The sequence below is a fragment of the Pseudalkalibacillus sp. Hm43 genome, assembly GCF_054170705.1.
Map to the genome: position 1 here is coordinate 2,814,297 of NZ_CM135129.1, position 19,898 is coordinate 2,834,194.

Below are 19,898 nucleotides of genomic sequence, written 5' to 3' on the forward strand. Positions count from 1 at the left end.
ATGAAAAAGTTAAAAGTGATGACAGTTGTAGGAACAAGACCAGAAATTATTAGACTGTCTGCAGTAATAAACAAATTAGACGAATCAGATGCTATTGAACATACACTTGTCCATACTGGTCAAAATTATGATTATGAACTCAATGAAGTTTTCTTTAACAATTTTAATTTAAAAAAACCTGACTATTTTCTTGAAGCAGCAAACGGAACAGCAGTTGAAACTATAGGGAATATTCTTGTGAAAATTGATCCTATCTTAGATGAAGTTAAACCTGATGCACTTTTAGTACTTGGAGATACAAATAGTTGTTTATGTGCAATCGCTGCGAAAAGAAAACAAATCCCAATCTTTCACATGGAAGCAGGGAACAGATGCTTTGATCAAAGAGTTCCAGAAGAAACAAACAGAAAAATTGTGGATCATATTGCAGATATTAATTTAACATATAGTGATATTGCAAGGGAGTACTTACTTAAAGAAGGATTACCGGCAGACCGTATTATTAAAACGGGTAGTCCAATGTTTGAAGTTCTTAAATCTAGAAAAAATGATATTGAAGAATCAGATGTACTAGAGAGGTTGGAACTTCAAAAGAGTGAGTACTTTGTAGTATCAGCTCATCGGGAAGAAAATATTAATTCAGAAATTAATTTTCAAGACTTGGTTGATAGTTTAAATGGGATAGCAGAAAAATACAATATGCCTATTATTGTAAGCACCCATCCTAGGACTAGAAATATGATAAATAATAAAGGGATTGAATTTAATCCATTAGTAAAGACATTAAAGCCACTAGGTTTTAATGATTATGTAAAACTTCAAATGAATGCAAAGTCAGTACTGAGTGACAGTGGAACAATAAGCGAAGAGTCCTCTATACTTAATTTTAAAGCGCTAAATATTAGACAAGCTCATGAGAGACCAGAAGCGATGGAAGAGGCATCTGTCATGATGGTTGGGCTGAAAAGAGAAAGAATTTTACAAGGATTAGAAGTATTAGAAACCCAAAGAAATGACACATTAAGGAATGTATATGATTATAGTATGCCTAATGTTTCAGATAAGGTTCTAAGAATAATCCTGTCTTATACTGATTATGTAAATAGGATTGTATGGAGGAAGGAAAAGTGATAAGCGTAATTATCCCATTATATAATGTTGAAAATTATATTTTAAAATGCTTACACTCATTTGAAAAACAATGTTATTCTGATTTCGAATTAATCATTGTAGATGATGGCTCAATAGATAATTCTTCTACAATTGTTGAAAAGTTCCAGTTAGACAGCAGTTTAAAAATTAAACTTTTAAAACAAAATAACGCTGGGGTAAGTGTTGCAAGAAATGTGGGACTGGATAATGCAAGTGGAGATTATATTTGCTTTGTAGATGCTGATGATATTGTGGCTCCCGAATATTTATCCGAAATGATAAAACAAATTAAACTAAATCATGCTGATTTAGTTATATGTGGTTTTAAATCTGTTCCTCAAGACTGGGGACTAGATTTTTATAGTTTTAATAAAAATACTCATACAAACAATACTTTAACCTCATATGAAGGATTACTTAAATTTTTGTATTTTGATATAAAAATTAGTATTTGTTCTTTAATGGTAAAAAAAACAATTATAGAAAATAATCACTTAAGATTTTCTGAAGGGTATAGGTATAGTGAAGACATGGAAATGGTATGGAAAATAATTGCTAATTCAAAAACACTTACCTATATAAATAGTGAATTATACTTTTATCGAATTAGAAATGATTCCGCTATGAGTCTTATCGATGATAAAAGATTAGATGGTTTTAAGTTAATAAAAAATTTAGAATCTTACTTTGAAAAGTATCGTCCAGATTTTTCAGAAGAGTTTAAAAGGTTTGGAGCAGCAAGGTGGGTCTGGGCTACTATGTGGCAACTTGCTGTAGCCAGTAATAACTATTATCTATTTAAGATAAAGAGAGGAAAATACAAACCATTTTACTATATGAAACAGCTTGTCTTTTATCCTAAAAAATATGTTTCATTAAGTGCCTTATTATACTGCATCACTCCTTATATATACTATAAAATTGCAAGTTATAAAGGTGAAAAAAGACTTAACAATAGAAAAATCACCACCTAATTTAATAAATCTGAATCCAAATAGGAGTGTATTAATGAATATATTATTTATAGGTGTTGCATGTACTAAAAATGCTATATTGGAGAGTAACAAAAAATATTATAATTTTGATCAGGTTAGACCACAACAATATTTTGATATGACACTAATATCTGGACTGTCAAACAATGCAAGTGTTACTGCGGTTTCTTTGCCTCCAGTTGCTTCATTTCCAACATCTAGTTGTTTGTATTATAGAAGAAAGAAAGAAAAAATAAACAAAAATTTATTAATAAATTATATCTCTTTAATTAATTTACCTTTTATTAAAACAATAATAATTATGATGTATATTTTCTTTTTCACTTTAAAGTTTTGTGTAATGACTCGTAAAGAAGATAGAGTTATATTATTAGGTAATTTAACTTCATATATTTCTTTTCCAGCTATGGTAATTTCAAAAATTACTAAAACAAAAATATTTGCAGTAGTTCCTGATGTTCCTAAATTTGCAGCTTCATATACACGAATAACTAATTCTGCGAAAAGAATTATTAATAAAGCGCTTGGAGTACTAGATAAATATATAGAACACAGATTTGATGGATATATACTACTAACTGAAGCGATGAATGATTTAGTTAACAAAAAACGTAAACCTTATATTGTGATAGAGGGAATGATTAGAAAAAAAGATTTTGAAGTTTTTTCTAATAAGGGTATAAAAAAATATCCATCTAAGGTAATGATGTATGCGGGTACTTTACATGCTAAGTTTGGTATTAAAAATCTAGTGGAGTCATTTGATTCAATAGATCCATCATTTAATGCGGAACTTTGGATATACGGTAAAGGGGATTTTGAAAATGAATTGGATTACTTTATTAAAAAAAATCCGAATATAAGATATAAAGGTTCCCAACCACGGTCGGAAATTATCGAAAAAGAACATATAGCAACAATATTAGTTAATCCTCGTCCCGCTAGTGAAAAGTTTACCAAATATTCCTTCCCGTCAAAAACACTTGAATATATGGCATCTGGTACTCCATTGATTACAACAAAATTATCTGGAATCCCTAAAGAATATTATAAATTTGTTTTTACATTTCGTAATGAAGATATTGAGGATATGACAAGGGATTTAGAAAATATTTTATCGCTTCCAACTGAAACACTCAAAAATTTTGGGAATAAAGCAAAAAAGTTTGTTTTAGAGAAAAAAAACCACGAAATACAAACTAAGAAAATTTATGATTTCTTGAAAAAAAGTAATGATTTATAAATTATTCATTAAAATTCATAAAAGGTTTTCGCACATAGAAGGATGTTAAATAATGAAAAACGATAGCCAAAAAACATTAAATAAGAATTTTAGAAGATATTTATATAGACCACTCATCCTTGTTGAATCATACATAATTTTCACTATAATTCTTTACGTATTTGGACCATGGGAATGGCAAACGGAAAATCCTATAAGTTTTTATATGCTTTTGTTTGGATATAATTTGGCCTTTATTTTGGGTTATTTTTTAAGTGCTAATAAAAAAAGAAAAAGTAATCCAAATTATATATTTTCACAACAAACACAGCTTAAATTTAAATCACTAATATTAAACTATTTAAAGATCGCTATATACATTTATTTGATTTTTACAATACTTAACTGTATAAGAGTAACTGGTCTTCAATATCTTAATCCAGTGGCTTACTTTAATGAGGTTTTAAATGGTTTGAAAAATCCAGCATTACAATATCACGAAAAATTCACATATAATTCAGGGAACTTATATGGTGGGTCTGTACTTTCATATATAAATGTTTTAATTTCCCCTTTAATTTATCCAGTAGTCCCGTTATCGATCTTTTATTTTAAAGATCTAAAAATAATGCAAAAAACAGTGGTATTCTTTTCTATATTATTGGAAGTTTCACGATGGATAGCTATTGGAACAAATAAGGGTATTTTTGATATTGCAATCATAATTGTAACTGTTTTGTTAATTAAAAACATTATTAGTAGGTTACACAGTAGAGTTAAGATTAAAAGGAATTTCACCAAATTTAAAACATTAGCACTAATTATTTTCCCCCTTTATTTTTTTGTTAATGCCATTAGTGATAGGCTTGGAGGAAGCAAAGTTATATATAGTCGATATATTAATAATACCGGAATAAACCCAGATAGTTTACTCATGATAATTACTCCGGACTATCTAAAGACCGCATTAATTTTATTGTCATCATATCTGACCCAGGGATACTATGCGCTTTCATTGGCTACAAATATTCCTTTTACACCAATGTTTGGAATAGGAAACTCAATGTTTTTAATTGATAATTTTCAAGGTATTTTTAAAGAGAATTTTTTTGAACATACCTTTCAAGAAAAACTAACAGTTTATGGATGGGACCCATTTGTTCAATGGCATACTTTTTATTTGTGGATAGCAAATGATGTTTCATTATTTGGCGTTATATTTGTTATGTTTTTTATTGGGTATGTTTATGCAACTATTTGGAAGGATGTTCTGCTCTATTCTAATCCCATTGCGATTGTTCTCATGTCGTTATATTCAATAATGTTTGCTTATATCTCAGCTAACAATCAAGTACTTACTTATCCAACTACATTTTTGGCTTTTTGGGGATTAACTTTTTATTGGGTAATAACTAGAAAAAGATACCGAATGAAGGGACAGTAAATGCTGAATAAAAGAAGCACCAAAGACTTTATCAGGGTTCTTTTTTCGAATGGTTTAGGATTGCTTTTAGGGATGGTAATCACCTTTTTGTTACCAATAAAACTTTCTGTAGAAGAATATGGTTATTGGCAATTATATTTTTTTTATAGCGGATATGTAGGTTTATTCATGATTGGCTTTGCTGATGGGATTCATTTAAGATATGCTGGTATAGACTACAATGCTCTAGATAAAGGATTATTTAGAACGTACTTCAGGATAGTATTATTTTTGTCTATGATAATGGCATTTTTTTTAATTAGTTTTATAGCTATTACCATAGATGATCCTGATAGAGCATTTGTATTAGTATTTGTATGTTTAAATATAATTTTATTTAATATTAATGGATTTTTTATTCATGTTAATCAGATATCATCAAGGTTTAACTACTATTCATGGGCTACCGTATTGAACAGATTAATATTTGCTGTTTCAATAATACCCATGTTCTTTATGCCTATAACCAACTATAAAATTTATATAATAGTAAATGTAATTTCTCGTGTCTTAGTTGTTTTTTATAGTATTTCAACATCAAAAGATATTGTATTTGGGAGGGCTACTCCAATTGGGGAGTGTATATCACAATCTATTGAAAATATACGAACTGGTCTCCCATTAACAATATCTGCGATTTTATCTATGTTTTTACTCAGTTATACTAGAATAGTTGTGGATAAATATATGGGCATAGAAGAGTTTGGTTTATATTCTTTTGCAATTTCCATACTATCAATTATTTTGCAGGTTGTAATGGCGGTATCTGCAGTTTTATATCCACTGTTAAGAAAGATTGATAGTGAAAAGTATCAGTCACTAAATATTATGTTAAACCAATTTGTAATAATATTAGGTGCTTTATTTCTTTGTACGTACTTTCCAGCAAATATAATTATTGGGTTATATTTGCCAAAATTTTCACCAATTCTTGATTACTTATATTGTTTATATCCGATAATGATCTATCAGGCTAAAAGTAATATAGTTTTAACTACATTTTATAAAACACTAAGGTTAGAAAAATGGTTACTAGTAAATAATCTTTTGGGGTTGATATTCTGCGTAAGTGTAACTATTCTTTCTTATAAAGTTTTCGAAAATATCATCTCAATTGTTGTTTCTTGGGTAATCTGCTATGTTATTTGGATTTACTATTCTGAATGGATTATAAAAAAGAAATGTAACTGGTCATTTTCTAATAGATTTCTTGATATTGTTATTATATTTGGTTTTTTATTGACAACTCAGATTCCTAATTTATACATTGGACTTCTTATTTACATTTTATATCTAATAATTTTAGGAGTTATTTACAGGAAGTTATTAAGCCATATGGTGAAGAAAATTTTAATTCTAAAGACTTCATAGTAAAGTGCTTTCATAGGAGTTTTACTATTAATAGATGAATTATTGATAGTAAACCAATTATTATTTAGGAAGGTTGTTTCTTATGGATAAAAACATTTTAGTTACTGGTAGTCATAGAAGTGGAAGCACATTTGTTGGCAAAATGTTATCAATTAACCATGATATAGGATACGTTTCTGAACCATTTAACTACAATTTTGGGATAAAAGGAGTCGAAAATTGGTTTCCTTATGTTGATCACCTGACGATTAACCAAGATAAATACAAGAGAATGGTAAACGATTTATTAAATGGTAAGGCCAAATACAAAAAAAATAAAAGTAATAGTTCGAATATTAAATCTAATATTCGGAAGCTAATTGGGTCGAAATCATCTTTACAGTATAAGGCACATTTTATAAATCCAAAAGTAAAAAGATTGTTAATTAAGGATCCAATAGCATGTTTTATGAGTGAATGGTTACACAGAGAATTTGATATGGATGTAATAATTTTGGTGAGGCATCCTGCAGCTTTCATTAGTAGCTTAAAGAGATTAAATTGGAGATTTGATTTTAATCATTTTACCAAACAAGAAATTTTATATGAAAAGTATCTTAATGTTTTCTTAGAATATAGGGATCTCGACAATCTAACCATTTTAGAAGAAGGATGTTTATTATGGAATAGTTTATATGGGGTATTACTGCAATATCTTGAAAACAATCCTTCAATGATATGTATGACACACGAACAAATTTCTGAAAATCCGATAGATAGTTTCACATATTTATATCAATTAGCCGACCTTGATTTTAATAAAAAAGTTGAGAGAACTATAAAAGATTACACTGGATTTTCGAACCCTTCAGATCCAACAAGTAATAAAGTTCATGTATTAAAAAGAAATAGTGCTAAAAATACAAAACGGTGGAAACAAAACTTATCAGCTGAAGAAATTAGCTATATAAAAGATCGTACAAATACTTTATCCAAAAACTTTTATAAAGAGGATGATTGGTAAGTTGAACGTCTTTTTAATTAATCAATAGAAAAATTATTAATCGAGATTCTAAAGGATATAAGATTTATTGGATTCCTACTTTACTATAGAGAAAATTTAATTAGTGTATTTTTCTTATGGAGATTTTATAAATAATTTAATGCATTAACATAATTATATCGGATTTTTATACTACAGTATATTTATAAGTGGTGAATTATTAACATTGGAGAAGACTAATAGAAGGGGGTACATCACCATGAAGGAATTAACACACCTCGATCAACTCGAGGCTGAAGCAATCTATATTATACGAGAAGTAGCTGCAGAATGTGAAAATCCGGTTATGCTCTATTCAATCGGTAAGGACAGCTCTGTTATGCTGCACCTTGCTATGAAAGCTTTCTATCCTGAAAAACCACCGTTTCCATTCATGCATATCAACACCACATGGAAGTTCAAGGAAATGATTGAGTTCCGAGATCTTAGAGCCAAGGAACTTGGAATTGAAATGATTGAACATATTAATCAAGAAGGTGTCGAACAAGGAATCAACCCGTTCGAGCATGGTTCAGCATATACGGATATAATGAAAACGCAAGCATTGAAGGAAGCATTAGATAAATATGGGTTCACGGCTGCTTTTGGTGGAGGCCGACGAGATGAAGAGAAATCACGTGCGAAAGAGCGTGTTTTCTCCTTCCGTAACAAAAACCATGCTTGGGATCCGAAGAACCAGAAACCAGAAATGTGGAAGCTGTATAACACACGAATCAATAAAGGGGAAAGCATGCGTGTCTTCCCACTTTCAAACTGGACAGAAAAAGATATTTGGCAATATATTCGCAGAGAAAATATTGATATTGTACCTTTATATTTTGCAAAAGAAAGACCGGTTGTCTACCGTGATGGGAACATCGTAATGGTCGATGATGACCGTATGCAATTAGAGCCGGATGAAAAGGTGGAAATGAAGAAAGTCCGTTTCCGTACATTAGGCTGTTACCCTCTTACTGGCGGAGTAGAATCTGAAGCAGATACTTTAGATGAAATTATTGAAGAGACGCTTGGAGCGGTTTCATCAGAGCGTACAAGTCGTGTCATTGACCAAGAGGCCGCTGCCAGCATGGAAAGACGTAAGCGAGAGGGGTATTTCTAAAATGAAAGGTCTATTGAAATTTATTACATGTGGAAGCGTGGACGACGGAAAATCAACTCTGATTGGACACATGCTTTATGATGCAAAGCTATTGTTTGCAGATCAAGAAAAAGCGTTAGAACTAGATAGTAAAGTTGGTAGTCGTGGTGGTGAAATCGATTATTCCCTTCTTCTCGATGGCTTAATGGCAGAGAGAGAACAAGGTATTACAATTGATGTTGCGTATCGCTATTTTACAACCGATAACCGTTCCTTTATTGTTGCCGATACGCCTGGACATGAAGAATATACACGTAATATGGCGGTCGGTGCATCTTTTGCTGATCTAGCTATTATTCTTGTGGATGCGACAAAGGGTGTCATCACTCAAACGAAACGTCATGCGCGTATTTGTTCCTTAATGGGAATTCGACACCTCGTCTTAGCAGTCAACAAAATGGACTTGATTGATTTTGACCAAAATCGATTTGAAGAAATCAAAAAAGACTTCATGCAAATGACACATGGTTTTAACTTGGAAAGCATTCAAGTCATTCCTGTTTCAGCTACTGAAGGAGATAACATCACGAAAAAATCAGAAAATACGCTTTGGTATAAAGACCTACCACTTTTACCGTATTTAGAGAATGTAGATGTTACGAAAGAGAATGAACAAGATCATTTTGTCATGCCGGTTCAACGCGTAAGTCGACCGAACCATTCATTCCGAGGATTCCAGGGACAAGTTGAGGCTGGAACCGTTTCTGTGGGAGATGAAGTCATTACTCTACCTAGTAATGAAAGAGCAAAAGTAAAAAGCCTCTTGGTAGGTGATCAAGAATCCGATAAGGGTGTTAATGGACAGCCGGTTACCGTTCAGCTAGACCGTGAAGTTGATGTTTCTCGAGGAAACGTACTAACTACTTCTGAGAATATTAACGTAACGGACATGTTTACGGCAACGATTCTTTGGATGGATGATACCAAGCTCGTTCCTGGTAGAAACTATTTGGTGAAAGTCGGCACCAAGGTTCTACCTGGTACGGTGATGTCAATTAAACATAAGATTGATATCAATACTGGAAAACAAGTTCCCGCTGAACAAGTATATAAAAACGAATTGGTTGAATGTGATATTTCATTATCTGAGAACATGGTATTTGATAAATTCGAAAATAATGAAGCACTCGGTGGACTGATCTTAATTGATCGAGTCACGAATATGACTTCTGCGTGTGGGGTTATTGAGCATGATCTTCGTCGCTCTACGAATGTCAAATGGCAAGAGACAGACATCACAAGAGAAATCCGTTCACAACAAAAAGGTCAAAAACCTTTGACACTTTGGTTTACAGGACTTTCGGGATCAGGTAAATCAACCCTTGCGAATGCAGTTGAAAAACGATTGGTATCCATGGGTCATCACACAATGCTTTTGGATGGCGACAATGTACGTCATGGATTGAACAAAAACCTTGGATTCAAAGAAAATGACCGAGTGGAAAACATCCGTCGTATTTCCGAAGTTGCTAAATTGATGAATGATGCAGGACTGATTACTTTGACTTCATTTATCTCTCCTTATGAAAGTGATCGTCAAAACGCACGAGAAATCATTGGAGAAGAATATGTTGAAATTTATGTGAGTACTCCGCTTGAAGAGTGTGAAAAGCGCGATGTGAAAGGTTTGTATAAGAAAGCACGTGCAGGAGAAATCCCGAACTTCACAGGTATTTCTAGCCCGTATGAAACACCTGTCGATCCAGAAATTGAAATCGATACAAGCCGATATTCATTAGATGAAGCAACTGACTATGTTGTCGATCAAATCATGAAGTATCTTGACTAAAATTTGTAAAGCTACTATCAGTTTTTGGTAGTAGCTTTTTTACAGGATTGGAAGGAACGACTTTCCCATGTCATTAGAAATGATTTTTGTATTAGTCGTGATTATTGGCATGTTTGTGGCCCTACTCCTTGAGTTGGCTCGTCCAGACATGATTGTTTTCTCAGTGTTGGTAATCTTTTTAATTACAGGGCTGTTAACCCCTGAAGAGGCTCTTAAAGGTTTTTCGAATGAGGGGATGTTGACGGTAGCCTTATTATTCATAGTGGCTGGAGCGGTCCAAAAGCATGGCATCATTAATCAAATCATGCAGAAATGGTTGAATAAAAGCAAAAGTTTTAAAGGTTCGATGCTTCGATTTTTTGTACCACTTCCATTTTTTTCAGCCTTTTTAAACAATACCCCAATTGTCGTTACCTTTACGCCGATACTGAAAAATTGGTGTGAAGAGCGTGGGATAGCCCCTTCTAAAATCTTAATTCCCTTATCGTATGTAACGATTTTGGGAGGCACAATTACCTTAATGGGGACTTCCACAAACCTGGTTGTACATGGTTTGCTGATTAGTTATGGCGTAGAAGGTTTTACACTGTTCCAACTTGCTATAGTCGGAATTCCCATAACGATCATTGGTTTCATCTATTTGTTTACTGTAGGGTACCGGATCCTGCCTGATCATCTAGGATTCCGCAAACAAGTTTTAGCGGATTCAAGGGAATATATTGCAGAGATGATCGTGCATCCGGACTTTGCCTATTTGAATCAATCGGTCCAAAAAGCAGGTTTAAGAGATTTGAAAGGTCTATATTTGATTGAAATTATCCGTAAGCAAGAGAGGATCTCCCCAGTACGATCAACCACAATAATTCAATCAGGAGATCGCTTGATTTTTACCGGGTTAATTTCAACTATTGCGGATCTGCAAAATATCAAAGGGTTATCCCTTGAAACGGGCTCTGATCTTGAGTTAGATGATTTGAAAAATGGGGATGTCCAATTGGTAGAAGCGGTTGTATCCCATCAGTCCTCATTGTTAACAAAGTCGATTAAGCAATCACAGTTCCGCTCAAAATTTGATGCTGGTGTCATTGCTGTACACCGTAATAATGAACGGATTAAGAGCAAGATTGGTGAGATCGTACTTCGTCCAGGGGATACATTGTTACTCCTTGCTGGCTCAGATTTTATACGGAAGTACCAACAATCCAGTGACTTTTATGTCGTATCTTCTCTCGACACACCTTCCAAATTACATGAAGATGGAAGGAAAGGCTGGTTTAACATTGGATTATTAATAGCAATGATTCTTCTTGTAACTTTCGGGGTTTTAACTATGTTCAAAGCTATGGCTTTGGCCGTATTCATATTGATTATAACGAAAATGATTACACCAGAGGAAGCCAAGAAATATATCCAGTTTGATGTCCTTTTGTTGATTGCAAGTGCCTTTGGAGTTGGAGCAGCTATGAAGGAAAGCGGATTGGCGGCATTTATGGCGAAAGGAATGCTTGCATTTGGAGAGCCGTTAGGAATTTTTGTTGTTCTTTTACTTGTCTATGTTTTGACGAATTTATTTACTGAATTGATTACGAATAGTGCAGCCGCGGTCTTGATGCTACCAATTGGATTAGAAATTGCTTCATCTCTAGATGTATCCTATATGGGGTTTGCAGTCATTATTGCAATTGCAGCTTCAGCTAGTTTCATTACACCGATTGGCTATCAAACGAACTTGATCGTGTACGGACCTGGTGGTTATACGTTTAAAGATTATGTAAAAGTAGGAACACCATTAAGTATTTTAGTTATGATTGTATCTGTAATGATTGTACGATTGGTCTGGTTCTAAGGAATAAAAAATTTGGTGAAAAGGCGGTTTTGAAGTGAAGGATTTGAATCTGTTTGACTTGTTTAGGACCTCATTAGAGGCTGGAAAGGAAATTTTAGACGTTTACGCACAAGATTTTGAAGTAGAGTTTAAAGAAGATGAATCTCCATTGACGCAAGCTGATCAACAAGCACATGAGTCGATTATGAAAGGTTTAAAAGCGATTGACCCTGACATTCCAGTATTAAGTGAAGAAGGAAGAGCTATTCCATATGAGGAACGACGTGAATGGAGTCGTTTTTGGCTCGTAGATCCATTAGATGGAACGAAGGAGTTCATTAAGAAAAATGGTGAATTTACTGTAAATATTGCACTAATTGAAGGGGAATACCCATCCATAGGTATTATATATGCACCGGCATTGGATGTGTTTTATTTTGGGTGTGTGGGTGAAGGTTCATTTAAGCTTGAGAATGCTTCCAAAACAGAAGTCCGAGATGAAAGAGATCTAATTTCGAAAAGTACACGGTTACCGGAAATAAAAGATCGGCAAGTGACACGAGTTGTTGCAAGCCGTTCACATATGTCAGAGGAAACAGAAGCGTTCATTAAGGAATTAGAAGCGAAACATGGAGAAGTTGAAGTAGTCTCATCTGGAAGTTCCTTGAAGTTTTGCTTAGTTGCAGAAGGAAAAGCTGACTATTATCCTCGATATGCCCCTACTATGGAGTGGGATACTGGAGCAGGACAAGCCATTGTTGAAGCTGCTGGAGGGACAGTATCAAGGTATGAAGACAACCAACGATTCTACTATAACCGCGAAGATCTATTGAATGGATGGTTTTTGGTAACAACTTAACATCGTAATCTATCAATATATTCCCCCGCTAAAAGATTCTTTGCGGGGGATATTTATTGTTGTAAAATGTTTGTATTGTTCATGATGTTCTTTTAAATAAATTTAAAACTTACATCAAAATGTAGTTATGAGGGAGAGTGATTCGATGTGAAAGGAATAATACTGGCTGGAGGAAGTGGAACTCGTTTATATCCTCTGACAATGGTAACTAGTAAACAGCTCCTACCAATCTATGACAAGCCCATGATTTATTACCCACTTTCAACATTAATGCTTGCAGGCATAAAAGATATTTTAATTATATCTACGCCGGAGGACACTCCTCGCTTTGAATCTTTGTTGGGGGATGGCGCTCAATTCGGAATTAATCTTGAGTATAAAGTCCAGCCTAGCCCAGATGGACTCGCTCAAGCTTTTTTAATTGGTGAAGAATTTATCGGGGAAGATTCTGTTGCCATGATATTAGGTGATAATATTTATTATGGTAGTGGGATGAGAAAAATCCTTCAGCAAGCAGCGAAGAAAGAAAAAGGTGCTACTGTGTTTGGTTACCATGTCCAGAATCCAGAACGGTTTGGTGTCGTTGAATTTGGTGATGATGGTGAAGTAATTAGTATTGAAGAAAAGCCGAAAACACCTAAATCAAATTATGCTGTAACCGGTTTATATTTTTATGACCAACGTGTAGTAGATATTGCAAAAAACGTAAAACCTTCTGTGCGTGGAGAATTAGAAATAACTTCTATTAATGAAGCTTATTTAGCGACTGGAGAATTGGATGTTGAACTGTTAGGTCGTGGGTTTACTTGGTTAGATACAGGTACACATGAAAGTTTAGTAGCAGCTACGAACTTTGTTCAAACCGTAGAAGAACATCAAGGGATTAAAATTGCAGCTCCGGAAGAAGTCGCTTACATAAATGGATGGATCGGCGTAGAACAATTAATGGAATCCGGAGAATTATTTTCAAAAACAGGGTATGGTCAATATCTATTAAAAGTTGCCAATGGGGAAATCAAATACTAATTTGGAGAGGTGAAATATGAATATTATTAAAACGAATTTAGAAGGCGTGTTAATCATCGAACCCAAAGTATTTGGTGATCATCGAGGTTGGTTTATGGAAACCTATAGTGACCAAAAGTTAAAAGAGTATGGTGTTCATTTAAATTTTGTTCAGGATAATCATTCTTTTTCAGCATCCAAAGGTACATTACGAGGATTGCATTATCAATTAGATCCAAAAGCACAAACGAAACTAGTACGATGTACAAAGGGCTCTATTTTTGATGTTGCAGTAGACATCCGTAAAGAAAGTCCAACATATGGTCAGTGGATCGGTATTGAGCTCACAGCAGAGAATAAAAAACAATTATTAGTACCAAAAGGGTTCGCACATGCATTCTTAACCTTAACGGATGATGTGGAAGTTCAATACAAAGTAGATGAACTGTATTCTCCAGATCATGATCGCGGAATCAAGTGGAATGATCCTAAGATTGGAATAGAATGGCCTGCCGATTTAACACCAATTCTATCTGAAAAAGATCAAAATGCACCATCTTTGGAAGGGGCAGACAATAACTTTACATATAGAGCTAAGTTATGAAAATTCTAGTTACCGGAGCGAATGGACAGCTTGGATACGATGTGGTTCAAGAAGGCATAAAATTAGGTGTAAAAATGCTTGGAGTCGGTAGAGAAGATTTTGATATAACTTTAGAACAAGATGTTCATAAATTTATAAAAAAAGAAAACCCTGATGCAATTATCCATTGTGCAGCTTACACAGCAGTAGATCATGCTGAAGATGATCAAGATACATGCTGGAAAGTAAATGTAGAGGGTACAAAAAACTTAGCTGCAGCAGCTAAAGAAGTAAATGCAAAATTCATGTATATAAGTACAGATTATGTTTTTGACGGCATGGGTAGTGAGCCATTTAAAGAAACAGACACCCCTAAACCGGTAGGTTACTATGGTTTAACGAAATATGATGGAGAAAAGGTCGTCCAAGAATTATTAGATCAATGGTTTATCGTTCGTATTTCTTGGGTGTTTGGTATCAATGGACATAATTTTATTAAAACGATGCTACGGTTATCAGAAACGAGGAATCAACTCAACGTAGTGGGCGACCAATATGGTTCTCCAACATATACATTTGATTTATCCAAACTAATACTAGATATGATCGTCACGGAGAAATATGGAATCTATCATGCTTCCAATGAAGGATTCTGTACATGGGCTGAATTTGCGAATGAAATTTTCAAACAAGCAGACAAAAATGTAACAGTAAATGCTATATCAACAGAAGAGTACCCTACTCGTGCGGTAAGGCCAAAGAACTCTCGTATGTCAAAGCAAAAGCTTGTTCAAAATGGATTTGAGCCTTTACCATATTGGAAACACGCTTTGACACATTATTTAAATGAAATATCCGAAGAGGTGGAATAGATGGGGAAAAAGATTCTTGTTACAGGCGGTGCCGGTTTTATCGGCGGTAATTTTGTGCACTATATGCTAGGTAAATATCCCCAATATGATATCTATAATTTAGATTTATTAACCTATGCAGGTGACTTAATTAAACATAAACATGTGGAAGAAAAGGATAACTATCAGTTTATTAAAGCAGATATTGCGGACCGTAAAGAGATAATATCGCTTTTTGAGAAAGAACAATTTGATTATGTGGTTCATTTCGCAGCGGAAAGCCATGTGGATCGATCCATCACAGATCCAGGAGTTTTTATTAACACAAATGTGGTCGGCACCCAAGTGTTGTTAGATGCGGCAAAGTCTGTGCAAGTTACGAAATTCGTTCATGTATCCACGGATGAAGTATATGGAGAACTGGATTTTGATCCTTCAACATTCTTTACAGAAGAAACCCCACTGCAACCTAATAGCCCATATAGTGCAAGTAAAGCATCATCTGATTTACTAGTTCGAGCCTATCATGAGACCTATGGCTTACCTGTTAATATTACACGTTGTTCAAATAACTATGGCCCTTATCATTTTCCGGAAAAACTCATTCCCTTAACGATTTCTCGTGTTCTTAAGGAACAAAAAGTACCCGTATATGGAGATGGTCAAAATATTCGGGACTGGTTACATGTGGAAGATCATTGTGCTGCAATTGACTTAGTACTTCATGAGGGAGTTAACGGAGAAGTATATAACGTTGGTGGGCATAACGAGAAAACAAATTTAGAAGTTGTAAAAGCTATCATCAATACCTTGGGGAAATCGGAAACTTTGATTGAATTTGTTACCGATCGTCTAGGGCATGACAAGCGGTATGCCATTGATCCTACTAAAATAGAAAAATTAGGGTGGAGACCTACCTATACATTTGAGAGTGGCATCGCCCAAACCATCGAGTGGTATTTAGATCATCAGGATTGGTGGGAGCAAATTTTAAGTGGTGAATATCAAAAATATTTTGATACGCACTCCACATTGTAAGAGTAGAAGAATTTTTGAAAGCGTTTGGCGAGGAAGCAAAACATCACTTTTGCTTCCTCGTTATTTTTGTTTTTGAGAGGACTAATGTACTAATTGCCTGCACTACTATTAAAAGATTGGGAGATAAAACCGATTCTTAAGAAGAAGGATTTAAATAGTGTAAATGAAAAGGTGAATGTATGCTTACCAGTATAGTCATATTGACTTATAACCAACTCGAATATACAAAACTATGTATTGATAGTATTAGAAGATATACTAAGCCTGGAACTTATGAAATGATTATTGTTGATAATCATTCAACAGATGGTACTCCTGAGTGGCTACATGAACAAGATGATTTGAAAGTCATTTATAATTCTGTAAATGAAGGGTTTCCAAAAGGCTGTAATCAAGGAATAGAAATTTCAAATGGTGACAATATACTGCTTTTAAACAATGACACAATTGTTACCTATAAATGGCTTGAAAATCTAACTGATTGTTTATACAGCTCAGATAATATTGGAGCGGTGGGCCCTGTTACCAACAACTGTTCTTACTATCAGGCTATTAAGGTCAATTATAATGATATAGATCAGATGCAAACATTTGCTCGTAATTATAATCAACAAAATTGCGATTGGGAAGAACGAATTAAACTGATTGGTTTCTGTCTATTATTCAAGAAGGAATTGGTTCATAAAATTGGCTATCTAGATGAAAGGTATACTCCTGGAAACTTCGAGGATGATGATTATTCCTATCGAATAAAGCAATGCGGATATAAGCTAATGTTAGTGAGAAATACATTTATCCACCATTTTGGAAGTATTTCATGGAAAGACGATCCTTATCAATATACGGAACTAATGACAATCAATGCGAAGAAGTTCTATGATAAATGGGGATTCGAAGCCTCTTACCCTAGTATGATGCGTATAGATCTAATTAAATTGTTAGATGAGAAAGATTCCTTTTCAGGTAAAATCCTGCAGTATGGCTGTGGCAGTGGTGCTACACTTTTGTCCTTAGAAAAAGCTTTCCCTCATTCTACCATTGAAGCTTATGATACTAGACAAAACAGTGTGCTCCTCTCGGTGATGGATAAGGTCTATGACCATACAAATTTACCATTAGAGAATACTTACGATTATATAGTGGCGGATACTTATAATACCGAAGTGGATCTATGCAAAATCATAAGCGAGTGTAAGGCTTATTTGAAAACCAATGGTAAATTAATAATAAGTCTAAATACTTCTTATCATGATGAAACTGTGGAAGAGGTAATGAATGGTTTTGAGTTATCAGGTTATCAAGAGCTAGATTATGATACGGATCACAAGATCAACCATTATTTCGTCGGATACAAAAGTGAAAAACCACAGGTAGGTGAATCTCGAACTGACAAAATTAGTCAAATGGTTGAGAAACTCAAAAAATACAATCCAGAACAAATCATACATTATATTGGCACCTTACCTACCAACACCCAAATATCTGTATTAAATGTCATTGCTGAATCCAATTTTGAAAAAAGCAATCATGATAATGTTCTTCCATTCCTCCAATATGCACATCAATTAAATCCGATAAATGAGGAGACCATAGTCAATTTGGTAAATGTGTATAAGAGCATGGGAGAAAATGACCTTGCTCAACAATATTCAGAAATGCTGACGAATAACATTAATCAACATAAAGATAACCGTCTCTTCCTAATCATGTCATTACATAGGTCTGGATCAAGTGCGACCGCCGGAGTAATGCATCAATTAGGAGTTTCTATGGGAGATAATCTATTAGGTCCAGCTCAAGATAATCCGAAAGGCTTTTTTGAAGAGCGAAGTTATGTATTATTGAATGACAAGCTGCTGAATTCCATTTCAAAAAGCTGGGACAATCCACCAAGTAGACATGAAGCGACTCATATTACTCCAAACTTTAAAGAGTTGGCAAACCTCCTTAATACTCAGAAAAGGGAATTCTGGGGATTGAAGGATCCAAGAACACTTTTAACATTTGATATTTGGAAACCGTTATTTGAAAAGGTGGCTAACATAACCTATATCTTTGTTCATCGTCCATTTGAAGAGTCTGTAAAGTCGATTTCCAAAAGGAATAATGTTCCGCTTTCGCAGTCTGTAAAGATACTATCGCCATACCTTGAAAATTATTATTACTACAGGGACCAGTTGTACAGTGAAAACGCTGATGTGATAGAGGTAGAATTCAATGATCTATTAACGGATCCAAGTCAATTTGTAGCGGAAATCAATCAAAGAATGGGTGAATCTCCATTATGTAATATGGAGAAGGTTGAGGATTTTTTAGATTTGAAACTTAAGAACTTTTGAATCACTAAGCTGAACGGATTTGTATAAACGCCTGAGTTTTATAAAACTCAGGCGTTTGTTTATTTAATTTAAGAAATCACTTTAATTTCATAAGTCTTTCTCGTCTTTTAACCTCTATACTCTAACCAGCTATGAATTTCACTATAGAACAAAGTTTGTATATATGTTCTTAAAATGATTGGTTATTGGAATAACTCTCCCTAAAGAAGGGTATAAAATGACCGTAAAACTATTTGGTCTTAAAAGTAAATCGTGAGGATGAATTTTACATCGCTTTTACACACATAGAAAAATGCACATAACCGAATAGTATGTTAGTTTTATATTGAACTTTTGGTATTTTTATGGGAATTATCCAATAATAACTTTTGAAAAGGTGGTTTGTATGGTAGAGGAACTAAAAAGAAGCATTAAAGAAAAACCCCAAATTTACAGTAAGGTGATATTATTATATAGGTTTCTAATCGATCTGAAAAATGTTCTTTCCTATGGAACGCTGGAAAAGAAAGAATACATTATTGTGCATAACAAAAAATTAGTGTATTTGAACAATTCGAAAGTTGCTTGTTCATCCATTAAGAAAACGTTCATTTCTGATGACGTTCCAGATGATTACAGCATTCATACGAAAGCACAGGATTTAAGTCGAGAATATTTAACTGATGGAGAAAAAGAGTACTTTAAGTTCACTTTCGTTCGAAACCCATTCGATCGCTTAGTATCTTGCTATGAAAGTAAATATAAAAAGGATAAGAAAATGGGTCAAGAATACCTCCATTATGATAAGTATCTGCTAGGTTATATCAAGAAAGATAAGGGGTTTGAGAACTTTGTTAAAAAAGTGGACAAGATTCCGGACTTTCTCGCGGACCGTCATTTCCAGTCCCAGTATAATCTTACTCATGATAAAAAAGGGGAGCCGCTTGTCGATTATATCGGGAAGTATGAAAATTTGGCAGAGGACTTTGAGCACTTCAAACATAAATACAAATTAGGAGATCTGCCTCATTTCAACAAAGCGGTACAACGGAACTGGATGGACTATTACACAGTGGAGTCTGCAAAAATCGTTCGTGAAAAATATGCGAAGGACATTGAGGAATTCGGTTATGAAGAGGAGTATCAAAAATTACTTGAATATCTGAAAAATAAACAAAATAACGAAGTATCTAAATAAGGATTTGTCTGACAAGGAGGCATACGTCA

Annotated in this window: 16 protein-coding genes; all 16 read left to right on the forward strand. The window is 34.0% G+C overall.

Features of this window, described 5'->3' with window-relative positions:
* The gene (gene wecB, locus ACXQIQ_RS14760) at positions 1-1,131 is read left to right on the forward strand and encodes a non-hydrolyzing UDP-N-acetylglucosamine 2-epimerase (protein WP_439301604.1); all 1,131 of its coding nucleotides are present in this window, start codon (positions 1-3) and stop codon (positions 1,129-1,131) included.
* The gene (locus tag ACXQIQ_RS14765; RefSeq protein WP_439301603.1) at positions 1,128-2,126 is read left to right on the forward strand and encodes a glycosyltransferase family 2 protein; all 999 of its coding nucleotides are present in this window, start codon (positions 1,128-1,130) and stop codon (positions 2,124-2,126) included. Before wecB ends, ACXQIQ_RS14765 begins: the two co-directional genes overlap by 4 nt.
* A gap of 34 nt (positions 2,127-2,160) precedes the next feature.
* Positions 2,161-3,390: a glycosyltransferase gene (locus ACXQIQ_RS14770; RefSeq protein ID WP_439301602.1), complete on the forward strand. Its 1,230-nt coding sequence runs from the start codon at positions 2,161-2,163 to the stop codon at positions 3,388-3,390.
* 52 nt (positions 3,391-3,442) lie between these two features.
* The gene (locus ACXQIQ_RS14775; RefSeq protein ID WP_439301601.1) at positions 3,443-4,813 is read left to right on the forward strand and encodes a hypothetical protein; all 1,371 of its coding nucleotides are present in this window, start codon (positions 3,443-3,445) and stop codon (positions 4,811-4,813) included.
* Positions 4,814-6,223 carry a lipopolysaccharide biosynthesis protein gene (locus tag ACXQIQ_RS14780; RefSeq protein ID WP_439301600.1) on the forward strand — a complete coding sequence of 470 codons (1,410 nt, stop codon included), beginning with the start codon at positions 4,814-4,816 and terminating at the stop codon, positions 6,221-6,223. It abuts the gene before it with no gap.
* Between the two features lie 82 nt (positions 6,224-6,305).
* Positions 6,306-7,226 (forward strand): sulfotransferase, encoded by a 921-nt coding sequence (locus ACXQIQ_RS14785; RefSeq protein ID WP_439301599.1) that lies wholly within the window; start codon positions 6,306-6,308, stop codon positions 7,224-7,226.
* Between the two features lie 238 nt (positions 7,227-7,464).
* Positions 7,465-8,364, forward strand: coding sequence for a sulfate adenylyltransferase subunit CysD (cysD, locus tag ACXQIQ_RS14790; protein WP_439301598.1), 900 nt, complete (start codon positions 7,465-7,467; stop codon positions 8,362-8,364).
* Between the two features lies 1 nt (position 8,365).
* On the forward strand, positions 8,366-10,192 hold the full coding sequence (gene cysC, locus ACXQIQ_RS14795; RefSeq protein ID WP_439301597.1) for an adenylyl-sulfate kinase: 1,827 nt from the start codon (positions 8,366-8,368) through the stop codon (positions 10,190-10,192).
* A 67-nt stretch (positions 10,193-10,259) separates the two neighbouring features.
* Positions 10,260-12,038, forward strand: coding sequence for an SLC13 family permease (locus ACXQIQ_RS14800; RefSeq protein WP_439301596.1), 1,779 nt, complete (start codon positions 10,260-10,262; stop codon positions 12,036-12,038).
* Between the two features lie 34 nt (positions 12,039-12,072).
* Positions 12,073-12,876: a 3'(2'),5'-bisphosphate nucleotidase CysQ gene (gene cysQ, locus ACXQIQ_RS14805; protein ID WP_439301595.1), complete on the forward strand. Its 804-nt coding sequence runs from the start codon at positions 12,073-12,075 to the stop codon at positions 12,874-12,876.
* A 147-nt stretch (positions 12,877-13,023) separates the two neighbouring features.
* A complete protein-coding gene (gene rfbA, locus ACXQIQ_RS14810; RefSeq protein WP_439301594.1) occupies positions 13,024-13,902 on the forward strand; it encodes a glucose-1-phosphate thymidylyltransferase RfbA in 879 nt (292 codons plus the stop codon).
* Positions 13,903-13,918: 16 nt separating this feature from the next.
* The gene (rfbC, locus tag ACXQIQ_RS14815) at positions 13,919-14,485 is read left to right on the forward strand and encodes a dTDP-4-dehydrorhamnose 3,5-epimerase (RefSeq protein ID WP_439301593.1); all 567 of its coding nucleotides are present in this window, start codon (positions 13,919-13,921) and stop codon (positions 14,483-14,485) included.
* Positions 14,482-15,336, forward strand: coding sequence for a dTDP-4-dehydrorhamnose reductase (gene rfbD, locus ACXQIQ_RS14820; RefSeq protein WP_439301592.1), 855 nt, complete (start codon positions 14,482-14,484; stop codon positions 15,334-15,336). The genes rfbC and rfbD overlap by 4 nt, the downstream gene beginning before the upstream one ends.
* Positions 15,337-16,353 (forward strand): dTDP-glucose 4,6-dehydratase, encoded by a 1,017-nt coding sequence (gene rfbB, locus ACXQIQ_RS14825; protein WP_439301591.1) that lies wholly within the window; start codon positions 15,337-15,339, stop codon positions 16,351-16,353.
* Between the two features lie 179 nt (positions 16,354-16,532).
* Positions 16,533-18,692, forward strand: coding sequence for a glycosyltransferase (locus ACXQIQ_RS14830; protein WP_439301590.1), 2,160 nt, complete (start codon positions 16,533-16,535; stop codon positions 18,690-18,692).
* A gap of 385 nt (positions 18,693-19,077) precedes the next feature.
* Complete coding sequence (locus ACXQIQ_RS14835; protein ID WP_439301589.1) at positions 19,078-19,869, forward strand: sulfotransferase family 2 domain-containing protein; 792 nt, start codon at positions 19,078-19,080, stop codon at positions 19,867-19,869.
* The last annotated feature ends 29 nt before the right edge of the window (positions 19,870-19,898 follow it).

Bases quoted from the DNA above. Each gene is read 5' to 3' on its own strand.
- rfbC (WP_439301593.1), top strand. From the start codon at position 13,919: ATGAATATTATTAAAACGAATTTAGAAGGCGTGTTAATCATCGAACCC.
- cysC (WP_439301597.1), top strand. From the start codon at position 8,366: ATGAAAGGTCTATTGAAATTTATTACATGTGGAAGCGTGGACGACGGA.
- rfbD (WP_439301592.1), top strand. From the start codon at position 14,482: ATGAAAATTCTAGTTACCGGAGCGAATGGACAGCTTGGATACGATGTG.
- ACXQIQ_RS14800 (WP_439301596.1), top strand. From the start codon at position 10,260: ATGTCATTAGAAATGATTTTTGTATTAGTCGTGATTATTGGCATGTTT.
- ACXQIQ_RS14770 (WP_439301602.1), top strand. From the start codon at position 2,161: ATGAATATATTATTTATAGGTGTTGCATGTACTAAAAATGCTATATTG.
- rfbB (WP_439301591.1), top strand. From the start codon at position 15,337: ATGGGGAAAAAGATTCTTGTTACAGGCGGTGCCGGTTTTATCGGCGGT.
- ACXQIQ_RS14830 (WP_439301590.1), top strand. From the start codon at position 16,533: ATGCTTACCAGTATAGTCATATTGACTTATAACCAACTCGAATATACA.
- wecB (WP_439301604.1), top strand. From the start codon at position 1: ATGAAAAAGTTAAAAGTGATGACAGTTGTAGGAACAAGACCAGAAATT.
- ACXQIQ_RS14785 (WP_439301599.1), top strand. From the start codon at position 6,306: ATGGATAAAAACATTTTAGTTACTGGTAGTCATAGAAGTGGAAGCACA.
- ACXQIQ_RS14835 (WP_439301589.1), top strand. From the start codon at position 19,078: ATGGTAGAGGAACTAAAAAGAAGCATTAAAGAAAAACCCCAAATTTAC.
- ACXQIQ_RS14775 (WP_439301601.1), top strand. From the start codon at position 3,443: ATGAAAAACGATAGCCAAAAAACATTAAATAAGAATTTTAGAAGATAT.
- cysD (WP_439301598.1), top strand. From the start codon at position 7,465: ATGAAGGAATTAACACACCTCGATCAACTCGAGGCTGAAGCAATCTAT.
- ACXQIQ_RS14780 (WP_439301600.1), top strand. From the start codon at position 4,814: ATGCTGAATAAAAGAAGCACCAAAGACTTTATCAGGGTTCTTTTTTCG.